This window comes from Demequina sp. NBRC 110054 (assembly GCF_002090115.1).
Taxonomy (GTDB): domain Bacteria; phylum Actinomycetota; class Actinomycetes; order Actinomycetales; family Demequinaceae; genus Demequina.
In genome coordinates, this window is record NZ_BBRK01000006.1 from 1 (window position 1) to 15581 (window position 15581).

Here is a 15581-nt window from a genome sequence, read left to right on the forward strand (position 1 = left end):
AACTCTCACCATGCGGTGGAGCCGCTTATCCGGTATTAGACCTCGTTTCCAAGGCTTATCCCAGAGTCTGGGGCAGGTTACTCACGTGTTACTCACCCGTTCGCCACTGATCCACAAGAGCAAGCTCTCGCTTCACCGTTCGACTTGCATGTGTTAAGCACGCCGCCAGCGTTCGTCCTGAGCCAGGATCAAACTCTCCGTAAATGTTCAAACCACGACCCCATCCAAAGACAAGACCGTGAAACCTTTTACGAAAACAGTCAAAGACTGCGTTCGAACCCCGGCATCAAACAAAACATCACTGACATTTCGTTATCTACCAAAGGAATCCCACATCCCCACCACCAAAACTGGCAGCCAGGATGCCGGGAATTAATAATTTGGCATCGACTATGTGGCACACTGTTGAGTTCTCAAAGTTCGGACACGCACCTCACTCAGTCTCACAACCTCGCTCGGGGCAACCCTTCAATCTTACCCATTCTCACTGGAAAGTCAAACCGGCTTCCCGGTCATTTTCCATATTGAATGGCGGTGCTTTTCCGAATCATTTCCGATCCGGCTGAAGCAACCTCTCAATCTTACCCATTTCCTGGAGCCTGTCAAATCGCTATTCTCGCGATCCATCAGTCAGGAGCCGGGCGTCCTCGGTCGCATCCAGTCCAAGCGCACGCACTTAGTCTTCGATACATTCGAGGAGCTGCTTCGACGCCTCCCGCGGCCTTGTTCAGTCCTGCGGTGAGCGTGGAGCCCGTGGCCTTCTTCAGTCCTCCGGAGCTCGTTCCCGTCGTCGGCAACGGAGAAAACATTACGGGCTTGTGAACGCCAGGTCAAATCCCGTGTCGCCCGGGCGTGTCGCACCTGTCTTCCCTGGCAGACAGCCAGATTGGCCGTGCAACGCGCCCTCGCGACGTCACACCTGCCGCAGAAGTCCCACGGTCTTCTTTCCTCGCCGCAGCACGGACCACCCACCTGCGACGACGTCCTCGGTTCCCAGCACCGCGTCGACGTCCTCGACCTTCACGTTGTTGACGTACGCGCCGCCCTCCTGGATGGCGCGACGGGCGGCCGACTTCGACGGCACGATGCCCGTCGCGACGAGCGCATCGGCCACGGAGATCCCGGCTACGGCCTCGACGCCGCCGAGCTCCTTGGCGCAGCCCGAAAGCGTCTGCTCATCGAGGGACACCAGATCGCCGCGACCGAACAGCGCCTGCGAGGCATCGACCGCGCCCTGCGCGGCCTTCTCGCCGTGCACGAGCGTGGTGACCTCCCACGCAAGCGTCCGCTGCGCCTCGCGCTTGAACGGTTCCTCGGCCACCTTGGTCTCCAGCGCATCGATCTGCTCGCGCGTGAGGAAGGTGAACACCTTGAGGTAGCCGATGACGTCCGCGTCGGCCTGGTTCAGCCAGAACTGGTAGAAGGCGTACGGGCTCGTCATCTCCGGGTCGAGCCAGACGGTGCCCGACTCGGTCTTCCCGAACTTCGTGCCGTCCGCCTTCGTGATGAGCGGGGTGGCCAGCGCGTGCGCGCTCCTACCCTCCGCCTTGCGGATCAGCTCGGTGCCTGACGTGAGGTTGCCCCACTGGTCGGAGCCACCGGTCTGAAGCGTGCAGTCGTAGCGGCGGTACTGCTCGAGGAAGTCCATGCCCTGCAGCAGCTGGTAGCTGAACTCGGTGTACGAGATGCCCTCGTCCGAGTTGAGGCGGCGCGCAACCGTGTCCTTCGAGATCATCGTCCCGAGTCGGAAGTACTTGCCGACGTCGCGCAGCAGCTCGATCGCCGACATGTCCTTGGTCCAGTCGTAGTTGTTGACCATCCGAGCGGCGTTGTCGCCCTCGAAGCTCAGGAACGGCTCGATCTGACCGCGGATGCGCTCGACCCACTGGTGGACGACGTCGACCGGGTTCAGCGTGCGCTCCCCCGCCATCTTGGGGTCGCCGATCAGGCCGGTCGCACCGCCGACGAGTGCGAGGGGCTTGTGCCCCGCCATCTGGAAGCGACGCACCGTGAGGATCTGCACGAGGTTGCCGATGTGCAGGCTCGGCGCCGTCGGGTCGAATCCGCAGTAGAGCGTGACAGGCCCCTCATCGAGGTGAGCCCGCAGCTCATCCTCTCCGGTGGTGAGCGCGATAAGCCCGCGCCAGGTCAGCTCGTCAAGGATGTGCTCAGTCATGATGGGGCCATTGTGCCAGTGCGTGCCGACTACCAGTGCGTGCCGACTACGACTCCACGTGCAGCTGGTCCACGGTCGCCGCCTCGAGCCGGCCCGCATCGGGGACGCGGGCCAGGCCGGGCTCGCGTGGGATCGCGAGCTGACCGTCCTCGATGACGAACGGGTCGGTGATGTCCTCGGCGTAGAAGCGGTCGGAGGCCGAGATGTCACCCGGCAGGGTGAAGCCCGGCATGCCGGCGAGCGCCGCGTTGGCGGCGCGACCGATGCCGGTCTCGAGCATCCCGCCGCACCACACCGCGATGCCGTGCGCGCTCGCGAGGTCGTGGATCCTCCGCGCCTCGAGGTAGCCGCCGACGCGCGAGGGCTTGATGTTGATGATCTGCGCCGCGCCCATCGCGATCGCGTCGGCGGCCTTGGTGACCGACACGACGGACTCGTCGAGGCACATCGGCGTGCGCATGCGCGTGGCGAGCTCGGCATGCTGACGCATGTCGTCCTCGGCGAGCGGCTGCTCGATGAGCAGCAGGTCGAACTCGTCGAGCTTCGCGAGGTGGTTCGCGTCGACGAGCGTGTAAGCGGCGTTCGCGTCGACCTGGAGGGGGACGTCGGGATGCGCCTCGCGCACCGCACGCACCGGGTCGAGATCCCAGCCGGGCTTGATCTTCAGCTTGATGCGCACGTAGCCCTCGTCCAGGTAACCCTGCACGACGTCGAGCAGCTGCGGGACCGAGTCCTGGATGCCGATCGAGACGCCGGAGGGAACGGACGTGCGCGTGACCCCCAGGTAGTCGGCGAACGAGGTGCCCGCGGCGCGCAGCTGGGCGTCGAGGACCGCCATCTCGACGGCGGCCTTCGCCATCCGGTGGCCCACGATGCGCTCGAGGTGGTGCGCGACCGTCTCCGCGGTGAGCGGCGCCTTGCGCTGCGCCTCGAACAGCATCGGGAAAAGGTAGGTCGTCATCACGTCGATGACACCCGCCGTGTACTCCTCGGAGTAGACGGGCTCGCTGAGCGCGCCGCACTCGCCCCACCCGACCACCTCGACGCCGTCGACGTCCGCATGGAGCTCGAGCACGAGCACCCGGCGATGGGTCTGGGTTGAGAACGAGGTGGTGAACGGAGCGACCAGCGGCAGGTCGAGCGTGCGCAGGGCGACGTGGGTGATCCTCATGGCTTCTCCAGCAGGTAGTGACCATCGCGGGTGGCGGCGACCAGCCGCCACCCGGCGTCGAGCAGGGGGACGAGGGTGTCGCGCAACGCGACTCGCCACAGCGCGGCCGTGGCGGGATCCCGTCGGCGCAGGCCCTCGATGTCGGCGGGCAGCGCCGCCGACACGGACGATGCGGCAGCGGGCAGGGGCGCGACGACGGGCAGGTCGTCGGGACCGACGGACAGCACCTCAGGGACACCCTCGGCGGACGCGGGCTGCGAGTCCGCCGAGGGCAGCGGCACATCGAGCGGCCAGCTCACGAGGATGCGATCGCTTCCCTGGCCAGCGTTCACCCCGTCGACCATCTCTCCGTAGAAGTCGACGAGGTAGTCGGCCAGCCCGGCGCCGAGCCTGCGCATGTTGAACGCGGCGTTGCGCGCGACGAGCGGGTCGTACGTCCAGGTGATCCGCGTCAGTCCGCGGTCGAGGCACCAGGCCCGCTGATGCAGTTTCATCGCGGTGCCGATGCCACGGCCCGCGGTCCCCGAGACGACGCCGGCGACGTGCGAGTGCAGCGCCTCCCCGAGCGGCTGGGCGAGGAAGCCGACGCACACGCCGACCATCGTCTCGCCCTCGAAGGCCGCGGCCACGTAGCTGCCCGCATGCTCGAGCGCGACGAGCGCGGGCGCGGTCAGCACCGTGGCGCCCCAGATCTCGTCCAGCACCCTCTCCGCCTCGGGGCACTGCGCGGGGTGAAGCGTGCGCACGACGACGCCCGCGCGGACGGCGGACTCGTCGGCGTCCTTCCACGCGTCGGCGAGGACCTGGGTGTCCACGGCGTTCATCGGCGGCCTCCCTCGGCGAGCAGGTCCCTGATCAGCAGCGAGGCGAGCGCCGTCCGATGCGGGACGTGCGCGAGCACCACGTGCTCGTCCTCGGCATGCGCGCCGCCGCCGACGGCCCCGAGCCCGTCGAGCGTCGGGCAGCCGACCCCGGCGGCGAAGTTGCCGTCGGAAGCGCCGCCGACGGCGATCTCCTCAAGCGCGTCGATCCCCGCCTCCGGCGCCAGTCGTGCCGCCCTCTCGTACAGCGGCAGGGCGGATTCGCGCTCGAGCGGACGGCGGTTGACCTCTCCGTGCAGCACGATCCGCGCGCCGTCGAGCACGGGCTCGAGGCGGCGGAGAGCGGCATCGACGCGGTCCTGCTCGGCGACGGTCCGACACCGCACATCCACGTTGACCCGCGCGTTCGCGGGCACGGTGTTGCCCGTCGTGCCGATCGTCGCTCGGGTAGGCGTCACGGTCGTCCCTGCCGCGGCGTCCGCGATCGACTCGAGCGCGAGGATCTGGTGGGACAGCTCGATCCCCGCGTTGACGCCCTTCTCGGGGTCGAGCCCGGAGTGGGAGGCGCGGCCGACCGCCTCGACCTCGTACCAGGAGACGCCCTTGCGCGCAGTCTTGAGCGCGCCTTGCGCACCCGCGGAGGCCTCGAACACGAGGGCCGCCTCGTGTCGTGCGGCCTCCTCCTCGATCAGCGTGCGCGAGGTCAGCGAGCCGATCTCCTCGTCACCCGTGACCAGCAGGGTCACGCCGTCGACTGCCTCCGGACCCCCGGCCTGTGCGAGCATCGCGACCGCATGCACGGCCTGCACGGTGCCCACGATCATGTCGAAGCACCCCGGCCCTCGCAGCACTCCGTCCCGCACCGAGAACGGGATGCGCGCAAGCGTGCCGAGCGGCCACACGGTGTCGTGGTGACAGATGAGGAGCACCCGGCGCGGGCCGGTGCCCAGGGACCAGCGCAGGTGCGGGACTCCGTCGATGACGAGTCGCTCCGATGCGGCGGCCAGCCCCGCCTCGGCGAGCCTCGCGCCGATGACCGCGTCCGTGAGGTCGGCGCTGAGGGCGATCGCGCGCGGATCCTCCGACGGCGACTCGCACTCGATCAGCTCTTTCGCATCGGCGATCATGCTGTCGAGCCGGGCGCCGGCGGAGTCGAGAAGAGTCACCTCGTCATCGTGGCACGGCCCGCGTTACGGCGTCGTTTCCCGCTCGGCCCGTCGGAACCGTCCTGTCGCGCTCGAGCTGCCGTCGCATCGTCCTGGTCCCCGCGACGTGGTCCCCCCGGCCGATCGAGGCGCGGGGTCAGTCGAGGTAGGGCTGCGTGCCGTCCACGATCACGTCGGCCGCGCCTCGCACGCCCTCGTCGGCCAGGAACACCTGCTCGCTCGCCTGCCACCGCTCCCATTCGTTGCGCATCGCCTCGCCGTCGCGCTCAACGCCCCTCGCGACCCGCACGTCCCACGGCGCCTCGACGAAGACCACGAGCGACGCGAAATCGCGGGCGGCTCGCTGCCCGACCCCCACACCCTCGATCACGAGCGTGTCCGCCACGGGCACCGGGATCGTCTCCGCGCGTCGTCCCTCGTACCAATCCCAGCGGCCGAAGGCGCCGTGCTCGTGCCGCGACAGCGGCTCAAGGATGCCGTGACCCAGGATCGGCCACATGGTCGGCAGTCCGTCCCAGCCCTCGTAGATGTCGTCGCCGTGGATCACCTGCGCGCACATCTCCTCGCCGAGCCTTCCGCCCAGCGTGGTCTTCCCCGAGCCGGCGGGGCCGTCGATCAGCACCACGCGGGTCGTCCCGCAGCGCACCGGGGATCTCCGCACCCGGGCCGCGAGGTCCCGCACCGAGAGCTGTCCCATGGGGCACAGCATAGGGTGTGAGGATGGCGAACGAGGCGCTTCACCCCAGGGTCCAGCAGGTGCAGGCGGCGCTCCACGCGGGCGGCGTCGACGTGACGGTGAGGCAGATCGACGAGTCCACGCCGACCGCCGCAGCCGCCGCCGAGTACCTGGGATGCGACGTCGGCGCCATCGCGAACTCGCTCGTGTTCATGGCGGATGACGAGCCGATCCTCGTGCTCACCTCGGGGGCGCATCGCGTGGACACCGCGCACCTCGCCGAGCGCATCGGCGCCGCCAAGGTGCGCCGCGCCTCGGCCGCTCAGGTCACGTCCGCCACGGGGCAGGTGATCGGCGGGGTCGCCCCGGTCGGTCATCCCGCTCCCGTGCGCACCTACCTCGACGTGGCGCTGCTCGAGTACGACGAACTGTGGGCGGCGGCGGGCATCCCCGCGTCACTGTTCCCGATCAGCTACGCCGACCTGCTCCGCGTCACGGGCGCGATCGAGGTCGAGGTCGACTGAGGGGTCAAGGTCGGCACCGGCTGAGGCCTGCGAGGGTCGACCCTCGCCTCGACGCGAAGCGGTCCGGCCGAGCCCCGGCTACTGCTCGTAGGACGTGAAGCCGCTGCCGCTCACGCGAGCGAAGTAGCCGAAGCCCCAGCCGCCGCCCGAGGCAAGCTGCCACCCGTAGTAGGAGTCCGAGGAGTCACGCGTTCCGGTGAACCAGATGACGTCGTCCACGCCGTCGCCGTCGAAGTCGCCGGAGGCGACATCGTGCAGCGCGGGTGACACCGTGCTCCACTTGGCCCGCTCCCAGTCGTCGAAGCCCTCGACCGTGCCCGAGGCGAGCTGCCAGCCGTTGTACGCCGTGTCGCTGCTCGACGTCCCCGTCATCCAGATGATGTCGTCCGCACCGTCGCCGTCGTAGTCGCCGTACGTGAAGCGCTTCTTGCTCGGCACGAGGACGCTGTTCTTCACCTTGAGGTAGCGGCTGAACTTCTCTGTCGAGCCGTAGCTCATCTGCCAGCCGGACTTCTTGGACGACGAGCTCCGCGTGCCTGTGAACCACACGACGTCGTCCGCCCCGTCGCCGTTGAAGTCGCCGTAGCCGAACTCCTGCTTCGCCGGGGTCACGCTGCTGGCCTTCACCTGCACGAAGCTCCGGAAACCCGTGGTCTTCTTGCCGCGGGCGAGCTGCCACCCCGACTTCTGCGCGGTCGCACTCGCTGTCCCCGTGAACCACAGGACATCGTCCCGCCCGTCCCCGTTGAAGTCTCCGTACGCGAGGGTGCGGTCGGCAGGGGTCGAGGAGCTTCCGCTCACGCGGACGAACCCAGAGATCCCGTTGGCCTTGCCGTAGGCGATCTGCCAGCCCCAGAACTTGGCGTTCGATTTGCTGCCCTTGCCGGTGAACCAGAGGACGTCGTCATATCCGTCGCCGTTGAAGTCACCGATCGCGACCTCATGGTTCAGAGGAGAGACCGCGCTGTGGCGGACCTTCGTGAACGACGCCATCCCGCTCGCGCCGCCATACGAGACCTGCCATCCGTTCTTCTTGACGTCAGCACGCGTCGTGCCGGTGAGCCACAGCACGTCCTCGTAGTTGTCGCCGTTGAAGTCGCCGTACCGGAACTCGTCCGTGAATCCCGCGTCGAACACGTCGAAGTCGATCGAGTCGACCTCCTTGCCTGCACCCTTGGGGCGCAGCGCGTACGCCATGCGGGCGTCCTTGTCGTCGTTGATCGATCCGATCCACGACGTCCGTCCCTGCGCGGTCTGCAGGATGCGCCCGTGGCCGAGGTAGATGGCGACGTGACGGATGTCGTCGGGATCGCCGGTGTCGGACCAGAACATGAGGTCGCCCGGTTCCAGGGAGTCGCTCGCGAGCGTCGTCCCGCGGCCGACCTTGATCTGCTTTCCGTCGCCCCAGTACTGACCCCTCGACGAGGCTGGGTCGACGACGCCGGGGCTGACGTGCCTCCACGCCAGGTACACCGATCCCGAACAGTCGAAGCGGCCCTGCTCACGCGCGCCGAGCGCGTAGTCGACCCCCACGAGCGAGGTGCGGGCGTAGTAGGCCGCGGCCTGCCCGGCGGTGACCGTCGCGGCCTGCGCGGGCGGCGACACGACTGCGGTGACGAGGCCCCATGCGAGGGCGAGGATGAGCGCGAAGCCGAGCCTGGCCATCCATGACCGTTCCGCGTCGCCGCCCTGGGCGGACCGTACGCGTGCGTGCGTCATGGATGCCTCGCTTTCTCTCGAATGACCTCACACCCCCTATCGGGCGCGATGGTCGAGGGTAGACAGCAAATCGGACGATGGCACTGCAAATGTGACGAAGCCCACCGCGTGGCGTCGATCAGACCCCGGGAGGCCAGCCGGCGAGCTCCGCGGCGAACCATCCGCACCAGCCGGCGACGCCCGCCATGAGCGCGAGGCCCACCCACGTGGGCATGAGGTACGCGTACGACAGCGCTACGCAGACCGCCGCGGCGAGGAAGGAGGCGATCGCGAAGGGCGGCCCAAGGAGATCCCTTGCGTCGAGCCCCAGGCAGACGAGCGCGACGGCCTCCAGGAGCGCCACCACGTGGAGCGCCGAGTAGAACGCGCTGACGATGAGGGTGATCCGAGCAGCGTCCCCCGCGCCGTCGAGCGATCCGATGCGGTAGACCAGCCGACCGTGGAGCGCGGATGTCGCGATCGCGACCGCCGCGGCGACGACGGTCAGCACGGCTGCAAGCGCTGTGCCGAGCCCCACCGGGCTCATGGTGCGCCACGCGGCCACCACGCCGACGATCGCGACGACGCTCAGGATCACGAGCAGCTCGTCGATCCACGCGATCCGCGTGCGCCGCGGGGCGACCCAGCCGTCGACCTCATGCGCCGCGGGCGCGCCACCCACGGAATGCTCGAGCACCGCGGCCACGATCAGCCCGAGACCGAGCACCACGAATGCGATTGCTGCGACGGCCTGGTCCATCGGCACCCCCGGGGACGGCGGAGCCCCCGTCCGCCTCCGCCAGGGTACGACGCGGGCTCGCGCGGGTGACGACCGTGCAAGGTGGCGACGCAGGCGCGCGGAGGCGCAACGCGCCTCAGATCACGACGCGGACGAGGCCCAGGGCCGGAAGTGCTTCACGCGCGCACGCGCGGCCTTGCCCTGCTCGACGACCTGCTCGGGCGCGGTGCCGCCGACGTTGTCGCGGGCAGCGAGCGAGCCCTCCACGGTCAGTACCTCGAGCACCTCGGGCGTGAGGCCCTCGTGGATCGCCTGCATCTCCTCCGGCGTCATCTCGTGAAGCTCCTTGCCGCGCTTCTCGCACAGCCGCACGCACGCTCCGGCGACCTCGTGGGCCTCGCGGAACGGCACGCCCTGCTTGACCATCCACTCGGCGATGTCGGTCGCGAGCGAGAAGCCCGCGGGCGCGAGCTCGGCGAGACGCTCGGTCTGGAACCGCAGCGTGCGGACCATGCCAGCGAACGCGGGCAGGACGACCTCGAGGGTGTCGACCGAGTCGAAGACGGGCTCGTGGACCTCCTGGATGTCGCGGTTGTACGCGAGCGGCAGACCCTTGAGGGTCGCAAGGAGTCCTGTCAGGTGGCCGATGAGGCGACCCGCCTTGCCGCGCGCGAGCTCGGCGATGTCGGGGTTCTTCTTCTGCGGCATGATGCTCGACCCGGTCGAATACGAGTCGTCGAGGCGGACGAAGCCGAACTCCACGGTCGCCCACGCGATGATCTCCTCCGAGATGCGCGAAAGGTCGGTGCCGATCATCGCGGTGACCCACGCGAACTCGGCCACAACGTCGCGCGAGGCGGTCGCGTCGATCGAGTTCTCGCACGGACCCAGGAAGCCGAGCTCCTCGGCGACCGCGGCGGGGTCGAGCCCGAGCGTCGAGCCCGCGAGGGCGCCTGCGCCGTAGGGCGACCACGCGGCGCGCGCGTCCCAGTCCGTGAGCCGCTCGACGTCGCGCAGCAGCGGCCACGCGTGCGCCATGAGCGAGTGTCCGAGGGTCACGGGCTGGGCGTGCTGGAAGTGGGTGCGGCCGGGCATCGGGTCGGAGAGGTGGCGGTCGGCCTGCTCGAGCAGCGCGTCGACGGTGTCGAGCAGCATCGAGGCGATGAGGCGCGCGTGACGGCGCAGGTACACGCGGGGAAGGGTCGCGATCTGGTCGTTGCGCGACCGTCCGGCGCGGATCTTGCCGCCGAGCTCGGGGCCGACGCGCTCGATCAGCAGGCGCTCGAGGGCGCCGTGCACATCCTCGTCAGAGTCGGCCGCGACGGCCTTTCCGGAGGCGACGTCGCCACGCAGCCGCTGCAGGCCGTCGACCATGGCGGCCACCTCATCGTCGTCAAGGAGTCCCGCCTTGTGCAAGGCGTGCGCGTGGGCGATCGAGCCGCGCAGGTCATCGTCCGCGTAGCGCCAGTCGAAGTGCGTCGACTTGCTCAGCGCGGCGAGCGCCGCGTCGGGTCCGCCCTCGAAGCGTCCGCCCCACAGCGCGCCCTCGTTGGTGCCCTCTGCCTTGCCCATGTTCACTCCCCTGACTCCGTCCGACGGCTCGCGGCCGCCGCTACCGACACTCTCTCACCCGCAGGATGCCTCGACCTGCGGAAACCGACACTGACCTACCCGGATGGCGTAGCCCGCCGCCCGACACGGCGACCGGGTGCCCGGTGGTCACCCACCCGGCACCCGGTCGCGATGTGGCTGCTAGTAGCCGAGGCGCGCCTGACGCGCCGCCGCCTGCTTCGCCGCGAGACCGTAGATCTCGATGTAGCCGCGGGCGGCCGACTGGTCGAACGTGTCGCCCTCGTCGTAGGTGGCCAGGTTGAAGTCGTACAGGCCGGTATCCGACTTGCGGCCGTCGACGATCGCCTTGCCGCCGTGCAGCTGCATGCGGATCTCGCCCGACACGTACTTCTGGGTGTCCTCGATGAACGCGTCGAGCGACTGCTTGAGGGGCGAGGACCACATGCCGTCGTAGACCAGCTCGGTCCACTCGTCGGACATGCGGCGCTTGAAGCGGGCCTGCTCGCGCTCGAGCGTGACGTTCTCGAGCTCCTTGTGGGCCTCGATCAGGGCGATCGCGCCGGGAGCCTCGTAGATCTCGCGCGACTTGATGCCGACCAGGCGGTCCTCGACGATGTCGATGCGGCCGATGCCGTGGGCGCCGGCGCGCTGGTTCATGATCTCGATCGCCTGGAGCGGGGTGACCTTCTCGCCGTCGATCGCGACGGGGATGCCCTTCTCGAACGTGATGAGCACCTCGTCGGGCACCGGCGGGAAGGCCGGGTCGTCGGTGTAGTCGTACACGTCCTTCGTCGGGGCGTTCCAGATGTCCTCGAGGAAGCCGGTCTCGACGGCGCGGCCCCACACGTTCTGGTCGATCGAGAAGGGGTTCTTCTTGGTGGTCGCGATCGGCAGGTTGTGCTTCTCCGCGTAGTCGATCGCCTTGTCGCGGGTCAGCGCGAGGTCGCGCACCGGCGCGATGCACTTGAGCTCGGGTGCGATCGAGGTGATGCCGACCTCGAAGCGGACCTGGTCGTTGCCCTTGCCGGTGCAGCCGTGCGCCATCGTGTCGGCGCCGAACTGCTTCGCCGCGGCCGCGATGTGCTTGACGATCACGGGCCGCGACAGCGCCGAGACCAGCGGGTACTTGTCGTGGTAGAGCGCGTTCGCCTTGAGCGCGGGCATGCAGTACTCGTTCGCGAACTCGTCGCGCGCGTCGGCGACGTACGCCTCGACGGCGCCGCAGTCCAGGGCTCGCTGGCGGATGACCTCCAGGTCTTCACCACCCTGGCCGACGTCCACGGCCACGGCGATGACCTCGGCGCCGGTGGCGTCGGCGATCCAGCCGATGGCCACCGAGGTGTCCAGGCCTCCTGAGTAGGCCAGCACGATCCGATCCGTCATGAGCTTCTTCCTTCTACGAGTGCTTGTGTGAATGTTCTGGGTGGTTCAGTGGTCATGCGGGGCCACGCCCGAGGCGCGGTCCAGGAACTTCTGGGCGAGCCGCAGCCCGCCGTCCGCGTCGCGCGAGATCACGAGCACGGTGTCGTCTCCCGCGACGGTGCCGACGATGTCGGGGTCGTCGTGGCTGTCGATCGCCGACGCGAAGTACTGCGCGCCGCCCGAGGGCGTGCGCAGGACGGTGATGTTGGCCGAGCCGTCCGCGCTGAACAGCAGCTCGCCGCACAGGCGCGTGAGCCGCTCGCCGGTGGTCTCCTCGGGGTCGCCCTCGTTGCCCACGGCGTACACGTGGCCACCGGAGGAGGCCCGCACCTTCACGGCGCCGATGTCGCCCAGGTCGCGCGACAGCGTCGCCTGGGTCACGGAGATCCCCTCCGCCTCGAGCCGCAGCGCGATCTCGCCCTGAGAGCCGATCTTCTCGGTCTCGATGAGGCGACGGATCAGCGCCTGACGCGCGGCCTTGGTGGCGGGGACGGCGGCCTTCACTGCGACACCAGCCACGTGAGCAGCGCCTTCTGCGCGTGGAGCCGGTACTCGGCCTCGAGCCACACGATCGACTGCGGGCCGTCGATGACCTCGGCGGTGATCTCCTTGCCGCGGTAGGCGGGCAGGCAGTGGAGCACCTGCGCGCCGTCGGCCGCGAGCTCGAGCGTGCGCGCGTTCACCTGGTACTGGTCGAACTGGCCGTGCCTCGCGGACGACTCCTCCTCGTCGCCCATCGAGATCCACGTGTCGGTCGCGATGATGTCGGCGCCGCGCACCGCGTCGTCGTGATCCGTCGTCACGGTGATGGACCCGCCCTGCTCGGCCGCGATCTTCTTCGCGTCCAGGACGATGCGCTCGTCGGGCATGTAGTCGGACGGGGCGCCCACGCGCACGTGCATCCCGGCGAGCGCGCAGCCCAGCAGGTACGAGTGCGCCATGTTGTTCGCGCCGTCGCCCACGTAGGTGAGCGTGAGCCCCTTGAGGGAGTCCACTCCCCCGCGCGCATCCGCGATCGCGGCCAGGTCGGCGAGGATCTGGCACGGGTGGAACGAGTCGGTCAGCGCGTTGACGACCGGCACGCCGGCGTGCTCCGCCATCTCCTCGATGAGCTCCTGCCCGAACGTGCGCCACACGATCGCGCTGACCTGCCGCCCGAGCACCTTGGCGGTGTCGGACACGGACTCGCCGCGGCCCATCTGCGAGGTGTTGGAGTCGAGCACGAGCGGGTAGCCGCCGAGCTCCGCGACGCCGGCCGAGAACGACACGCGGGTGCGGGTGGACGGCTTGTCGAACAGCACCGCGACCGCGCGCGGCCCGGCGAACGGCTGGAGGAGGTGACGATCTGCCCGGAAGGCGAGCGCGAGCTCGAGGACCTCGCGCTGCTCGGCCGCGGTGAGGTCGTCGTCCCTCAGGAGGTGGCGGGTCACGAGAGCGCCTCCTCGGGGGCGGTCGCGGACGATGCGGCGGCTGCCTTCGCGAGGTGCTCGCCCAGGTGGGCCTGGAGCCACTCGACGAACGTGTCGGCCTCGGGCCGGGTCAGGACGAGCGCCGGGGCCAGGCGGATCGTGTCGGGGCTGGGCGGGTTCACGATGAAGCCGTCCTCGAGCGCGGCGGCGGCGACCGCGGCGCTGATCTCCGCCTCGAGCTTGATGCCGAGCAGAAGGCCCTCGCCACGCACCTCCGAGACGCCAGGGATCGCCCCGATGGTCTCCTTGAGGTGCTCGCCGAGGGACTTCACGTGAGCGAGCAGGTCGCGCTGGTCGATCGCGTCGAGGGTCGCGAGGGACGCGGCCGCCGCGAGCGGGTTGCCGCCGAACGTCGTGCCGTGCTGGCTCTTGCCGAGCAGCGAGCCCGCCTCCTCACCGAAGCCGATGACCGCACCGATCGGGAAGCCGCCGGCGAGGCCCTTCGCGAGCGTGACCACGTCGGGCTGGATGCCGTGCGCCTGCATCGCGAGCCACGTGCCCGTACGCGCGATGCCGGTCTGGACCTCGTCGGCGATCATGAGCGCGCCGTGGCGGCGCGTGAGCTCGCGCACCGCGGTGAGGTACTCGTGGGTCAGCGGGATCACGCCGGCCTCGCCCTGGATCGGCTCGAGGAACATCGCGGCGACGTCGTCGCCCATCGCGGCCTCGAGCGCGGCGATGTCGTTCGCGGGCACCCACTCGACGCCCGGAGCGAGAGGCTCGAAGGGCTCGCGGTAGGCGGCGTTGTATGTGAGCGCGAGGGCTCCGGTCGAGCGGCCGTGGAAGGCCTTCTCAAGCGCGAGGATCCGCGTGCGGCCGGTGCGCCGGGACATCTTGAACGCGGCTTCGTTGGCCTCGGTGCCCGAGTTCGCGAAGAACACGCGCGAGCCGGCGGGCGCGCCGGAGATCTCGAGCAGGCGCTCCGCGAGCTTGATCTGCGGCTCGGTCGCGAAGAAGTTCGAGACGTGGCTGAGCGTCGCGGCCTGGGTCGCGATCGCGCCGGCCCACTCGGGGTCGGCGTGGCCGAGGACGTTCACGGCGATGCCGCTCAGGAGGTCCAGGTAGCGCTTGCCGTCGGTGTCCCACACGTGGCTGCCCTCGCCGTGGCTGAGCACGCGCATCGGCACGCCGTAGGTCGCCATGATCGAGTGCTCGTAGCGCTTGAGGCCGACTGCCCCGGCGGTCGCGCCGGACTCGCCGTGCGCCGAGAGGTCGGATCCGTCGTGGTTCATGTCCACAGCTCCTTGTCGGGAAGGATCATCGTGCCGATGCCTTCCGAGGTGAAGATCTCAGTGAGGATCGAATGCGGCACGCGACCATCGATGACGTGCGCCTGCTTGACGCCGCCGCGCACCGCGCGCAGGCAGGCCTCCATCTTGGGGACCATGCCCGACTCGAGCGTCGGCAGGATCGTGTCGAGCTCGCCCGCGTGCAGGCGCTGGATCAGCGAGTCCCTGTCCGGCCAGTTCCGGTAGAGACCCTCGACGTCGGTCAGCGCGATGAACTTGCGCGCGCGCAGCGCCACGGCGAGCGCCGAGGCCGCGGTGTCCGCGTTCACGTTGAGCACGGTCGTGGAGTCGTCGACGTCGGGGGCGACGGTGGAGACGACGGGGATGCGCCCCGCCTCGATGATGTCCTGCACGGCGGCCGGGTTGACCTTGACGACGTCGCCGACCAGGCCGACGTCCACCGGCTGACCGTCGACGGTCGCGTAGCGGCGACGCGCCTGGAAGAGGCCCGCGTCCTCGCCGGACAGGCCGACCGCGCGGGGGCCATGCTCGTTGATGAGGCCCACGAGCTCCCGGGTGACCTGCCCGGACAGCACCATGCGGACCACGTCCATGGCCTCGGGGGTCGTGACACGCAGGCCCCCGCGGAACTCGGACTCGATGCCGAGCTTGCCGAGCATCTGTGAGATCTGCGGTCCACCGCCGTGCACCACGACGGGGCTCAGGCCCAGCAGGCGCAGGTGGACGACGTCCTGCGCGAAGGCGCGCTTGAGCTCGTCGTCGACCATGGCGTTGCCGCCGTACTTCACCACGACGACCGCGCCGCGGAACTCCTCGATCCACGGCATGGCGTCGATGAGGACGGAGATCTTCTGGGCGGCGCTGAGGCCGTCAGTCATACGTGCTTCGGCAGTCATG

14 protein-coding genes and 1 rRNA gene are annotated in these 15581 nt (G+C 69.4%); 1 reads left to right on the top strand and 14 read right to left on the bottom strand.

The window, feature by feature from the left end:
* The 6 genes from B7K23_RS12705 to B7K23_RS12730 all read right to left on the bottom strand — a co-directional run.
* Positions 1–204: ribosomal RNA gene (locus tag B7K23_RS12705) — 16S ribosomal RNA — on the bottom strand; the annotation flags it as partial.
* Positions 205–913: 709 nt separating this feature from the next.
* Positions 914–2176 (bottom strand): tyrosine--tRNA ligase, encoded by a 1263-nt coding sequence (tyrS, locus tag B7K23_RS12710; RefSeq protein ID WP_084126977.1) that lies wholly within the window; start codon positions 2174–2176, stop codon positions 914–916.
* A gap of 46 nt (positions 2177–2222) precedes the next feature.
* On the bottom strand, positions 2223–3347 hold the full coding sequence (gene menC, locus B7K23_RS12715) for an o-succinylbenzoate synthase (protein ID WP_084126978.1): 1125 nt from the start codon (positions 3345–3347) through the stop codon (positions 2223–2225).
* A complete protein-coding gene (locus B7K23_RS12720; RefSeq protein WP_234996534.1) occupies positions 3344–4171 on the bottom strand; it encodes a hypothetical protein in 828 nt (275 codons plus the stop codon). The genes menC and B7K23_RS12720 overlap by 4 nt, the downstream gene beginning before the upstream one ends.
* On the bottom strand, positions 4168–5334 hold the full coding sequence (locus B7K23_RS12725) for a M20/M25/M40 family metallo-hydrolase (protein WP_234996535.1): 1167 nt from the start codon (positions 5332–5334) through the stop codon (positions 4168–4170). Before B7K23_RS12725 ends, B7K23_RS12720 begins: the two co-directional genes overlap by 4 nt.
* Before the next feature lie 136 nt (positions 5335–5470).
* The gene (locus B7K23_RS12730) at positions 5471–6031 is read right to left on the bottom strand and encodes a uridine kinase (RefSeq protein ID WP_143338287.1); all 561 of its coding nucleotides are present in this window, start codon (positions 6029–6031) and stop codon (positions 5471–5473) included.
* A gap of 23 nt (positions 6032–6054) precedes the next feature.
* Here B7K23_RS12730 and B7K23_RS12735 point away from each other — a divergent pair, with 23 nt between their 5' ends.
* Positions 6055–6534 (top strand): YbaK/EbsC family protein, encoded by a 480-nt coding sequence (locus B7K23_RS12735; protein WP_084126980.1) that lies wholly within the window; start codon positions 6055–6057, stop codon positions 6532–6534.
* Positions 6535–6612: 78 nt separating this feature from the next.
* Here the strand turns inward: B7K23_RS12735 and B7K23_RS12740 are convergent, their stop codons facing one another.
* The 8 genes from B7K23_RS12740 to argB all read right to left on the bottom strand — a co-directional run bounded on the left by B7K23_RS12740 (position 6613) and on the right by argB (position 15580).
* Positions 6613–8253, bottom strand: coding sequence for an FG-GAP-like repeat-containing protein (locus B7K23_RS12740; RefSeq protein ID WP_084126981.1), 1641 nt, complete (start codon positions 8251–8253; stop codon positions 6613–6615).
* 118 nt (positions 8254–8371) lie between these two features.
* Positions 8372–8992 carry a hypothetical protein gene (locus B7K23_RS12745; protein ID WP_084126982.1) on the bottom strand — a complete coding sequence of 207 codons (621 nt, stop codon included), beginning with the start codon at positions 8990–8992 and terminating at the stop codon, positions 8372–8374.
* A gap of 120 nt (positions 8993–9112) precedes the next feature.
* Positions 9113–10543: an argininosuccinate lyase gene (argH, locus tag B7K23_RS12750; protein WP_084126983.1), complete on the bottom strand. Its 1431-nt coding sequence runs from the start codon at positions 10541–10543 to the stop codon at positions 9113–9115.
* A gap of 180 nt (positions 10544–10723) precedes the next feature.
* The gene (locus B7K23_RS12755) at positions 10724–11926 is read right to left on the bottom strand and encodes an argininosuccinate synthase (RefSeq protein WP_084126984.1); all 1203 of its coding nucleotides are present in this window, start codon (positions 11924–11926) and stop codon (positions 10724–10726) included.
* A gap of 45 nt (positions 11927–11971) precedes the next feature.
* Positions 11972–12484, bottom strand: a complete 513-nt coding sequence (gene argR, locus B7K23_RS12760; protein WP_084126985.1) for an arginine repressor — start codon at positions 12482–12484, stop codon at positions 11972–11974.
* Positions 12466–13395, bottom strand: a complete 930-nt coding sequence (gene argF, locus B7K23_RS12765; protein ID WP_084126986.1) for an ornithine carbamoyltransferase — start codon at positions 13393–13395, stop codon at positions 12466–12468. The genes argR and argF overlap by 19 nt, the downstream gene beginning before the upstream one ends.
* Positions 13392–14666, bottom strand: coding sequence for an acetylornithine transaminase (locus B7K23_RS12770; protein ID WP_084126987.1), 1275 nt, complete (start codon positions 14664–14666; stop codon positions 13392–13394). Before B7K23_RS12770 ends, argF begins: the two co-directional genes overlap by 4 nt.
* A complete protein-coding gene (gene argB / locus B7K23_RS12775) occupies positions 14663–15580 on the bottom strand; it encodes an acetylglutamate kinase (RefSeq protein ID WP_084127544.1) in 918 nt (305 codons plus the stop codon). Before argB ends, B7K23_RS12770 begins: the two co-directional genes overlap by 4 nt.
* Position 15581: the final 1 nt, after the last annotated feature.

Bases quoted from the DNA above. Each gene is read 5' to 3' on its own strand.
- menC (WP_084126978.1), bottom strand. From the start codon at position 3,347: ATGAGGATCACCCACGTCGCCCTGCGCACGCTCGACCTGCCGCTGGTC.
- B7K23_RS12720 (WP_234996534.1), bottom strand. From the start codon at position 4,171: ATGAACGCCGTGGACACCCAGGTCCTCGCCGACGCGTGGAAGGACGCC.
- tyrS (WP_084126977.1), bottom strand. From the start codon at position 2,176: ATGACTGAGCACATCCTTGACGAGCTGACCTGGCGCGGGCTTATCGCG.
- B7K23_RS12730 (WP_143338287.1), bottom strand. From the start codon at position 6,031: ATGGGACAGCTCTCGGTGCGGGACCTCGCGGCCCGGGTGCGGAGATCC.
- B7K23_RS12735 (WP_084126980.1), top strand. From the start codon at position 6,055: ATGGCGAACGAGGCGCTTCACCCCAGGGTCCAGCAGGTGCAGGCGGCG.
- B7K23_RS12770 (WP_084126987.1), bottom strand. From the start codon at position 14,666: ATGAACCACGACGGATCCGACCTCTCGGCGCACGGCGAGTCCGGCGCG.
- argH (WP_084126983.1), bottom strand. From the start codon at position 10,543: ATGGGCAAGGCAGAGGGCACCAACGAGGGCGCGCTGTGGGGCGGACGC.
- B7K23_RS12740 (WP_084126981.1), bottom strand. From the start codon at position 8,253: ATGACGCACGCACGCGTACGGTCCGCCCAGGGCGGCGACGCGGAACGG.
- argB (WP_084127544.1), bottom strand. From the start codon at position 15,580: ATGACTGCCGAAGCACGTATGACTGACGGCCTCAGCGCCGCCCAGAAG.
- B7K23_RS12745 (WP_084126982.1), bottom strand. From the start codon at position 8,992: ATGGACCAGGCCGTCGCAGCAATCGCATTCGTGGTGCTCGGTCTCGGG.
- B7K23_RS12755 (WP_084126984.1), bottom strand. From the start codon at position 11,926: ATGACGGATCGGATCGTGCTGGCCTACTCAGGAGGCCTGGACACCTCG.